At 64.2% G+C, this 1,394-nt stretch carries 1 protein-coding gene; it reads right to left on the bottom strand.

Annotated features, from left to right (window positions below; translation table 11 throughout):
- Positions 1-37: 37 nt before the first annotated feature.
- Positions 38-1,324, bottom strand: coding sequence for an IS256 family transposase (locus tag AB0B55_RS32620; protein WP_357175977.1), 1,287 nt, complete (start codon positions 1,322-1,324; stop codon positions 38-40).
- Positions 1,325-1,394: the final 70 nt, after the last annotated feature.

The raw sequence follows: 1,394 nt of genomic DNA, 5'->3' as shown, positions 1-1,394 counted from the left end.
GGGGCTGTCTCGCTAACGGTGTTTCCGGCGATCTTGGTTAGTAGGTTTCAGCGGCTGGGAAGCGGTCGCTGAAGGTGATGGCGAAGGCGTTCAACGCGGGTTTCCAGCGCATCGTCCATCGGGTTCTGCCTGTTCCGGTGGGGTCCAGGGATCGGGTCACCAGGTACAGACACTTCAACGCGGCCTGCTCGTTGGGGAAGTGGCCGCGGGTTTTGATCGCCCGTCGGTAGCGGGCGTTCAACGACTCGATCGCGTTGGTCGAGCAGATCACCCGCCGGATCTCGACGTCGTAGTCGAGGAACGGGATGAACTCCGCCCAGGCGTTGTCCCACAGCCGGATCACCGCCGGATACCGCTCGCCCCACTTCTCTGCCAGGTCCTCGAACGCGGCCCTGGCCGCCGCCGCGTTGACGGCGGTGTAGATCGGTTTGATGTCGTGCTTGAGCGCGTCCCAGTACTTGCGGGAGGTGAGCCGGAACGTGTTGCGGATCAGATGGATGATGCACGTCTGCACGATCGTGCGGGGCCACACGTTCGTGACCACCTCGGGAAGACCTTTCAGGCCGTCGCAGACGAGGAAGAACACGTCCTTCACGCCCCGGTTACGCAGGTCGGTCAGCACGCTCATCCAGAACTTCGCACCCTCACCACCCGAGCCGGCCCATAACCCGAGGATGTCCTTCTCCCCGTCGAGCGTGACCCCGATAGCGGCGTAGAAGGGCCGGTTCGCGACCTGCCCGTCGCGGACCTTGACCACGATCGCGTCGATGAACACGGCGGCGTAAATCTCATCCAACGGGCGGTGCGACCAGTCGGTCATCTCCTCGATCACCTTGTCGGTGATCCGCGAGATCGTCTCCTTCGACACCGAAGCCCCGTAGATCTCCGCGAAATGCGCCGAGATCTCCCCGGTGGTCAAACCCTTGGCATACAACGACAACACGACTTCGTCGACCCCGGACAGGCGCCGCTGCCTCTTCTTGACGATTTGGGGCTCGAAGGTGCCGGCCCGGTCCCGGGGCACATCGATCTGGACCGGCCCCGTGCTATCGGTCAGCACCGTCTTCGCCCTGGTGCCGTTGCGGACGTTGCCCGACTCCACCCCAGCCGACTCATGTTTCTCATAGCCCAGATGCTCGGTCATCTCCTCCTTCAGCGCCGTCTCCAGGACCGTTTTGGTCAGCTGCTTGAGCAGCCCGTCCGGGCCGGTCAGCGACAGCCCTTGTTCCTTCGCGGCCCGGACCAGCTCGGCGGCGGCCTTCGCCTCAGCCGACGGCTCGGGCCGCTTCTTACGTCCGGTCTGGTCGTTCAGTGTCGCGGTCATCACGGCACCCTCCTCACCAGGCACAACGCCCGATGGGTCAGGCCGGAAACACCCTTAGATGCACAGACCC

The organism is Micromonospora sp. NPDC049107 (assembly GCF_040648595.1).
Taxonomy (GTDB): Bacteria; Actinomycetota; Actinomycetes; order Mycobacteriales; family Micromonosporaceae; genus Micromonospora.
This window is presented reverse-complemented; position numbering and strand designations above follow the sequence as displayed.